General features: G+C 65.8%; 7 protein-coding genes. 6 read left to right on the forward strand and 1 reads right to left on the reverse strand.

The window, feature by feature from the left end; all coding sequences use genetic code 11:
• The first annotated feature begins 421 nt into the window (after positions 1 to 421).
• Positions 422 to 1,474, forward strand: coding sequence for a DUF2637 domain-containing protein (locus ON32_RS27285; protein WP_051133503.1), 1,053 nt, complete (start codon positions 422 to 424; stop codon positions 1,472 to 1,474).
• 79 nt (positions 1,475 to 1,553) lie between these two features.
• Complete coding sequence (locus ON32_RS20630) at positions 1,554 to 2,162, forward strand: hypothetical protein (protein ID WP_157224264.1); 609 nt, start codon at positions 1,554 to 1,556, stop codon at positions 2,160 to 2,162.
• A gap of 12 nt (positions 2,163 to 2,174) precedes the next feature.
• On the opposite strand, the gene ON32_RS20635 is transcribed toward ON32_RS20630, so the two are convergent.
• Positions 2,175 to 2,750, reverse strand: a complete 576-nt coding sequence (locus ON32_RS20635) for a hypothetical protein (protein ID WP_157224265.1) — start codon at positions 2,748 to 2,750, stop codon at positions 2,175 to 2,177.
• A gap of 1,114 nt (positions 2,751 to 3,864) precedes the next feature.
• Here ON32_RS20635 and ON32_RS29035 point away from each other — a divergent pair.
• From ON32_RS29035 to ON32_RS20655, 4 genes are all read left to right on the forward strand, one after another.
• Positions 3,865 to 4,071, forward strand: a complete 207-nt coding sequence (locus ON32_RS29035) for a hypothetical protein (RefSeq protein WP_157224266.1) — start codon at positions 3,865 to 3,867, stop codon at positions 4,069 to 4,071.
• A gap of 463 nt (positions 4,072 to 4,534) precedes the next feature.
• Positions 4,535 to 5,728, forward strand: a complete 1,194-nt coding sequence (locus ON32_RS30280; protein ID WP_245551185.1) for an amidoligase family protein — start codon at positions 4,535 to 4,537, stop codon at positions 5,726 to 5,728.
• Positions 5,716 to 6,513, forward strand: a complete 798-nt coding sequence (locus ON32_RS20650; RefSeq protein WP_157224267.1) for a class II glutamine amidotransferase — start codon at positions 5,716 to 5,718, stop codon at positions 6,511 to 6,513. Before ON32_RS30280 ends, ON32_RS20650 begins: the two co-directional genes overlap by 13 nt.
• Before the next feature lie 97 nt (positions 6,514 to 6,610).
• The coding region (locus ON32_RS20655) for a hypothetical protein (RefSeq protein WP_174361654.1) at positions 6,611 to 7,806 on the forward strand (1,196 nt) is incomplete at its 3' end.

Below are 7,806 nucleotides of genomic sequence, written 5' to 3' on the forward strand. Positions count from 1 at the left end.
AGCCCTGAAGGTGTTGGTGCTCTACCTAGCGCAAGCCATGAGGTGACGTGCTCTTTGTATCACTGCCTCATGGCTGTACCGACTCGGATTTTAAGTGCATAACTGCTTATATCTAAGTATCAACAATCATAGGCACTTTCGTCTCGGTCGAATCGTCTCCGCGGCAACACATTTGTTGTCCAGGTCATCGGTCACACCACACCTAACCGTTAACCGGACTTGATATCTCTTTCCTGTTGTGGCCGGAGCCGCGGTCTCGATGGCCATGCGCTCCTGTCAGCGCGATGGACTGTCCGGTGTAGCGCCCTACGCGGGCCTGTTCCAGGTTGGGCGGGTGGCCCAGAACTTTTGTGTCGCGTGTCACGTCGTTCGCGCATGCCGTCCTCTCACTCGTCTCTGTTCGGAAGGAATCGCACGCACCATGGCCGATATCGATGTCGATCGCACGACGCCTGTTCCCGGCGCCACACCGGCGGCGTCTGCGGGGGCTCCGCGTGCGCACACGTTCTTCTGGGCAGTTCTGATCACTGCGGCCGCGGTCAGCATCACCGGCAACGCCACCCAGGCCGTGCTGCACGACACCCAGTTGCCCGCTGTCGCCGCGGTCGTGGCGGTCATCCCGCCGGTGGCGCTGCTCGCGGCCGTGCACGGGGTTTCGGTGCTCTCCCATGCGCACGCCCACGCTCGCGGCACCTATCTGCTGGCCACCGCCATGACCGTCATGATCGCTGCGGGTGCGTTCTGGTTGTCGTTCACTGCACTACGGTCTCTTGCGATCACCGCTGGGATACCACGCGGAGAAGCCTGGCTATGGCCCGTCATAATCGAGGGGTCCATGGGGCAAGCGACCGTTGCGCTGTTGTCGCTGGCTCGCTCCCGCACCCTCGACGACGGAGAAACCGATACACCGTTCCCTGTGCGCACAGGGAACGGGTCCACCGCTGTCGATGATCGCGACGGCGCCGACGGATACGTCGAGTCCGCGGACGAACACATCGACGTGCGCACACCCCCGACTCCTGTCGTGCGCACGCCCGATTCCCCGCTCGGCACCGTGCGCACGGCCCCGGCATTCGTTGTCCGTGCACCTGATCCTTCTCCCGGCACTGTGCGCACGGTGCCCGAAGTCGACGGGCGGACACCTGAATATCTGTCCGCGCTGGCGCGGCAACTGTGCGCACGCGATCGGGCCGGTCGCCGCGACCCCGACCTGGTGACGCAGATCCTGACCCTCCACCACATCGAAGGACTGAACCCGTCTCAGATCGCCCGGCGGGTCGTACCCAGCCGGACCACGGTGAGCCGGATCCTCAGCGATGCTCGAGACCTGCACGCCGAGAAGCCGATAACGCTGCCCGACGGTGTCGGCCACAACGAATCCCCAGAGCTATCACGATCCCGCTCGGAGGCCGACCCGTGCCCGGTACGCCCGCAATCACTCTCGACAACTCACCCGACAGCGGTGTTGGATTGATCCCAAGGTTTCACCCAGGATCGGTCACCAGCAGCGCTGTCGCGTTCTCCCACGCCGCGGCGTGGGAGGGAATGCCCGGATGGATGTCGATATCACCTGTCCCCGCTGTCACCAGCTCGATGGCGTGCAGAGCGTGCCCGCGATCTGCGCCGACGGGGTCTCCACCAGCTACGACACCGGCACCTACACCGGCGTCGGCATCGCCTCCACCGGGCTGGTGCCCGTGGTCGGCACCACTACGATCGAACGCAGCCACAGCACCGCCCTGGCCCGCAGCTTGGTCCGCGAACCGATTCAGAAACCGACCGTTGGACTCGCTCTCCTCGCAATGGCGCTGCTGCTGTTCACCGCGCTCATGCTCGTCATCGCCCTCACGACGAAGATGTACCCGCATCCAGACGACCACTCCCTGTCGCCGATTATCGCCGCGATCCTCCTCGTGGGCGCCCCCGCTGTACCGGGTCTGCTGATTTTACATGCCGTGTACGCACGTGGGCGGCGCAATTCCCGCATCGCGCGTGGTCGTCCCCGTGCGATGGCGGTGTGGGGTGCGGGCTGGTACTGCCATCGCTGCTATCTGGCTTTCTGGCCGTATCCTCCGCTGCCCGAGATCCCGGCTCGCCATGGCGTCACCCCCGACCAGTTCCGCTGGTTGGTCTGGAAGGCCGGCGGCTACCTGAACCGGTAACCGCACCAACGGTCACTCCTCACCGGCGACGAGGTGGTTCCCGTCTTGTTCCGGCTTGCCGTGTGCATCTGGTCCTTTGCTGCCGAGGGCGCGGGCTGGTCCCGGGGCACGAGTGTTCGGGTCCGGGCTCGGCTCCTTCTGCCCACCGCTCTGTGGGCCGGGCGGCGGGACCGGTTGCGTTGTGGTGGGTTTCGTCGCGGTGCGGGCGAGCCCGAGAAGCCGTCGTGCCTCCTTCGGGGTGATCTCCAACAGTTCGGCGATCTCGTCGTCGCTTTGACCCTGTTCGCGCAGGGTGGCGGCCACACCGGCCTGAGTGGAGCGGTGGCGGTCGATTTCGGCAGCGGCTTCGGCTTCGACCTCCGTGATGCGGCGACGGAGTTGTTCGATGTCGCTGTCACGTTTGCTCTCCCGGGCCACTATCGCCTGCCAGGCGTCGATATAGCGTTTCACCGCCGCAATGATGACCTGCTCTCGCTGGCGGGCGGCATCGCGGCGAGCTTTGGCTCGCTCCCGGGAACGCTGGATGCGGTCGAGGACCTCAGGTGGGCGTCTGGTTTTCGATGATGATCGCGAACGATCTGCACGCATGCGGGGCTCCTTGTTCGCACCCGTGCCGTCTGATCCGTCCCGCTTCCTACCTTACCCGACACGATCAGGCATTACGGCGGGGATGGACACGGGTGACGGCCTCGTAGACTTCGCGGTCGGGTCGAAGTCCGGACCCGGCTGCCGCGGAGCGTGAGTGTTCACATCGATTACCTCCCGTGATTGTCGATGTCGGTGTATCCCTCAGCGGTATTCGGTGCGTGCGTTACGTCCTGGGTGGGTGTGGAACCACTGAGCGGATATTTGACCTGGTGGGGTGTTCGGCACTGGTGTGACGGTGTTCCATCCGTCTCCAGGAACCGCCCGTAGCCCGCCCGCCGGTTCCGTCGTCAATCCCGAGGTGGCGCCATCGCAGGTGCATGGGATCGGAAGCTGCGGCCATCGGTCCACCGCGAGCACCGACCGTTGACAGCGTTGCTGTTCTCGGCCCGACTTCCGGTTGTTGATCAATCACCGGCAGCTGCGACTCACTTGCCATTTCACGTCATCCGGGTCATACAGCCTGCACACCAGCCTGAACAGAGCGCTCGGTGGCGCAGCGCCTGTGTAACCGGTCAACCCGCCGAATGGGACATCACAACCCCGCAGCTCGTCTCACCCACCACGCACGAGGAACGGCTCGACCTCCTGTGCGGGGCGTTCCTGCCTGTCCACGTTACAAGGGAGCCCAGCCATTTCAGATATTTCCGATGCCGCGCAACTGGTGCGGTGGATCCACGACTGCCTTCCCCCGCTCGATGAAGACCGGCACCACCCCTGGCAGGCCGAACCCGCCACCCCTGGTGCTCTGGTTGCCTACATCGACGTACGCGTCCGTATCCCTGGCGGGCGCGACCATACCGCACATCTCACCTTGTCCGCGCCGCTTCTCAACGCTGACGCCCCATACCCCACACAGGGGGGCCGTCCTCATTAGCATCAGATCTGGCGAATCCAGGAGGACATCCATTCCTTCCCGCTTTCGTCGCCACTGGTGATGGTGCCCGGCCGACCGCTTCGCGGCACCGTCGGACGCGCCGGTGCCGGCTGGGTGTATCCGTCGGCGGCATACGGTCGGCGGCGGACATATCACTCACACCAATGTTGCAGGCGGTCAATGGCTTCCGGTGCACGGGCGCTGCTTCTCGTCGTGTGCATCGCAAACTCCTCGTCCCAGCCTGCCGGCCGGATCCTTCTCATCGACCACGTCACCGCCGCCGACCTCAAGATCGAACGCAGCTGCTCACCTTGGGGTTGTCGAGGCGACGACGAGAACGACACCCTCGATGCGAGCCGGCACATCGACACCGCCCACGTGGCCTGAACCATTATCGGCCTCGGGACCGAGCGAGAACACCCGGCGCCGGTCTCCACACACCTTCAGACCGCCGAGAACGCCCTTTACCAAGGCGCGCCTCAGAGCACGCCAACCGCTCTGCGGCAGCCGCCTGGAAGCGGCCAGGATCCCCAGCCCTATGGATAACTGTCCACACCTTGTGGATAAGCCTAACCTGCTTTGCCACAACAGATCTCGCAATGCCCGCCGCTCGAACAGGCGCCGCCGGGTCCGAGCCCGGAATTCCCCAGCGCTGAGCTCCCACCGGCGGATGCCTCACCGTGCATGCAGAAACAGCGTTCAGGTGTGACCGCTTCCGCGCTCAGGCCGCGTCCTCGGCACCTGGTCACCGGCCCATCATCGCTTCCTGGCCGTCCTTGTCCCGCAACGCCAGTGCGTAGCTCCGCGCTTCGTCCTGGCGTTTCGTCGTTTCCCGAAAGGTGCATTCGTCATGCCCGACAACGTTTCCCTCGGTTCCTGCACGGTCTGTCACCGACCCGACCGCCCGGCGGTGCGCTCGGCCGGTTCCGGCATTCTGTGCCGGCCCTGCTTCGATCAGCTGGGGGACTGCGAACGGTGCCACGAGCCGGCGGTCACTCTCACCTCCACGGCGGGGGATGTGCAGCTGTGCCCGAGGTGTGTGGCCGGTTACCGACCGTGTGTGTCGTGCCGAGAGCTCACCGGGCCCGGCCTGCGCACCGACACCGACGAACCCGTCTGCTTCCAGTGCGTGAACCTGTTCGACTCCTGCTTCGGCTGCAACCGCTACAGCGCGTCGAGCCGGTATCTGTCCGGTGGGTTCCGTGTCTGCCCTCGCTGCGCCGAAACCCGGTATTCGCCGTGCCAGGTGTGCGAGACGCTGTTGCGCGAAAACGGGTCGTGCGATCTGTGTGCGCATCCACGGCGGGTGCGGTCCTACAGCTACAAACCCGACCCACGCTTCCACGGCGCTGGTCCGCTGTATCTAGGTTTGGAGCTCGAGGTGATCGTGCCCGAACACCGTTACGACACCGCGGTCGCCACAGCCACCACCCGGCTGGGGCGTTTGGGGTATCTGAAGAATGATTCCTCGATCCAGCCCACCGGTTTCGAGATCGTGACCCATCCGCTGTCGTATCCGTTCGCGGTCGAGCATTTCCCGTGGCCGTTGCTGTCCGAGCTCGATGAGCTCGGATGCCGAACCGATGCGACGGTGGGGTTGCATGTTCATGCCAGCCGGGCCGGGTTCGACTCCCCCGCCCACATCTACCGGTGGATGAAACTGCTCTACCGCAACGAGGACGAGGTCTGTGTGCTGGCGCGTCGGCGTTCGCGGTATGCGCCCTTCGACCGCGCGGCGCGTGCGCGGGCGCGCGACACTGCCAAAGACCATAAGCACGCGCTGGGCTTGGACCGGTATCAGGCCATCAACCCCCACCCGCGCCACACCTTGGAACTTCGTATTTTCGCCGGCTCGCTGGATGTGGGGCAGGTGCAGGCGGCGCTGGCGTTCACTGCCGCCTCCATCGACTACACCCGCACCCTGCGGATCCCCGATATCCAGGCAGGGGCGTGGGAATGGGGCGCCTTCGCCGCTTGGGTTGCCGACCGCCCGGAGTACGCGTCGCTGGCCGCGGAGATGGGGGCCCTGGCATGTGCCTGCTGACCTACTTCCCCGCCGATAGAGCTCCGGAGCCGGTGCCGTTGCGGATCGGGGCTGCGGTAAACCCGCACGGGCACGGGTTCGCCGTGATCGCCGAACCCGAGGACCGCATCATCGTCGGCCGCGGGATGCGCGCCGACCGTGTGATCGACCGATTCCTGGCCGTCCGCGACCGCTACCCGAATGGTCCGGCGTTGTTTCATTCGCGCTATGCCACCCAGGGCGCGCACAGTGTGGATAACTGTCACCCGTTCCGGCTCGGGGGCGATGCCCGCACAGTGCTCGCCCACAACGGAACCCTGCCCAAACGGGTCCGGCCCCGCGTCTACGACCGGCGTTCCGATACCCGCATCGCCGCTGAAGACTATTTGCCCACCATGCCGTTCGGGTCGATCGACACCCACCGCGGCGCCCGAGGACTGGAGTCTTGGCTGGGATCGAGCAAGTTGGTCCTGCTCACCATCGACCCGTCATATGAGCAGTCCGCCTATCTCTTCGGGGAGCGGGCAGGGGTCTGGGAGCACGGGATCTGGTACTCCAACACCACCTACAAGACCGCCTACCGGGCCCGGACGCGGCGGGCGGTGTGCCGGTACTGCCTGCACCTGGATCTCGACCGGGCCGGCCGCTACTGCACCCGGTGCGGCTGGTGCTTCGTCTGCGAGGCCGCCTTCCCGCACTGCTACTGCACACGCCACGCGGAATCGGATCCCGCTGACGCTGATCGCAACCCACCGCGGATGCGCTTCTCGCACCCGCCGATGAACGGATTTCATCCCGGTCCCTGACCCGCCCACGCCCACAGCCCCGCTGCCACCGCCCACCCCAGGCCGGGCAGCGGGGCTTTCTCGTCTCCACCCACCTCTGAAAGGTCGTGATCTGCCCATGCCCGCAGCCTTGCTCGCCGCGCTCGCCTGCGACGACTGCACACACGCGATACCTCCCGACCAAGAGCCGACCGAGATCGACGGTGACCGATTGTGCCCGGACTGCGCCACCGAGCTCGTTTACTGCGACGAGTGCAGTGAGCGCACCCGCGAGCCCCGGCTCACCGTCCTCGACACCCAACTGTGCGCGGACTGTGCCCGCAGCTGGTCGGAGTGCGGTGACTGCCACCGCTACTCCCGCTACATCACCGCTGTCATCGACGGGCCGGACGTCTGCGACGACTGCCTCGATGCCTACCCGGTGTGCGACGACTGCAACGACCGCTGCCGCGACACCGACAGCGTCGACGGCGGCAACGAGGTCTGCGCCGACTGCCGCCGCGGCGACTACCACGAATGCGACGACTGCTCCACCCTCATCCGGTGGGACGAGAACTACTGCGCATCCTGCGAACTCGATCACCCCAGCCACCCCGAGATCCGCGGCTACGACTACAAACCCACCCCCGTCTTCCACGGCCGCGGCCCGCTGTTCCTGGGTTTGGAGCTGGAACTGAAAACCCCCAGCTATCACCTGGTGGACGCAGTCGAGGCCGCACTCGCCGAGCTCGGAGACCTCGGCTATCTCAAAGACGACTCCTCCATCGAGCCGTGCGGATTCGAACTCGTCACCCACCCGATGGATTTCACATACGCCCGCACGGAGTTCCCGTGGTCGCTGCTACCACGGTTGCGGCTGCTGGGCGCCTACACCGACGACGAGGTCGGCATCCACATCCATGTTTCCCGCGCCGGATTCGACTCCCCCGCCCACATCTATCGGTGGATGAAATTCGTCTACCGCAACCAGGAACCGGTCACCACCCTGGCACGCCGTGACTGCCCACAGTGGGCCGAGTTCGGTTCTCACACCCGCGCCCACATCGCCGGATACGCCAAAGGCGACCGCCGCGGCCTGCGGTACGAGGCGATCAACGTCCGACCCGCCGACACCTTCGAACTGCGGATCTTCGCCAGCTCCCTGCACCGCCGGCAGGTCCTGGCCGCCCTCGCATTCGCCGACGCCTCGGTCGAATACACCCGCGGCCTGACCGCCGCCCAGATCACGCGCCGCCGCGGCTGGGAATGGACCGCGTTCACCGCCTGGATCGCCACCCGCCCGCAGTACGCCGCCCTGTCCGCAGAACTCGAGGA

The organism is Nocardia paucivorans NBRC 100373, from assembly GCF_000308675.1.
GTDB lineage: Bacteria > Actinomycetota > Actinomycetes > Mycobacteriales > Mycobacteriaceae > Nocardia > Nocardia paucivorans.

Coding starts and splice junctions, on each gene's coding strand:
- ON32_RS27285 (WP_051133503.1), top strand. CDS start 422: ATGGCCGATATCGATGTCGATCGCACGACGCCTGTTCCCGGCGCCACA.
- ON32_RS20630 (WP_157224264.1), top strand. CDS start 1,554: ATGGATGTCGATATCACCTGTCCCCGCTGTCACCAGCTCGATGGCGTG.
- ON32_RS20635 (WP_157224265.1), bottom strand. CDS start 2,750: ATGCGTGCAGATCGTTCGCGATCATCATCGAAAACCAGACGCCCACCT.
- ON32_RS29035 (WP_157224266.1), top strand. CDS start 3,865: ATGGCTTCCGGTGCACGGGCGCTGCTTCTCGTCGTGTGCATCGCAAAC.
- ON32_RS30280 (WP_245551185.1), top strand. CDS start 4,535: ATGCCCGACAACGTTTCCCTCGGTTCCTGCACGGTCTGTCACCGACCC.
- ON32_RS20650 (WP_157224267.1), top strand. CDS start 5,716: ATGTGCCTGCTGACCTACTTCCCCGCCGATAGAGCTCCGGAGCCGGTG.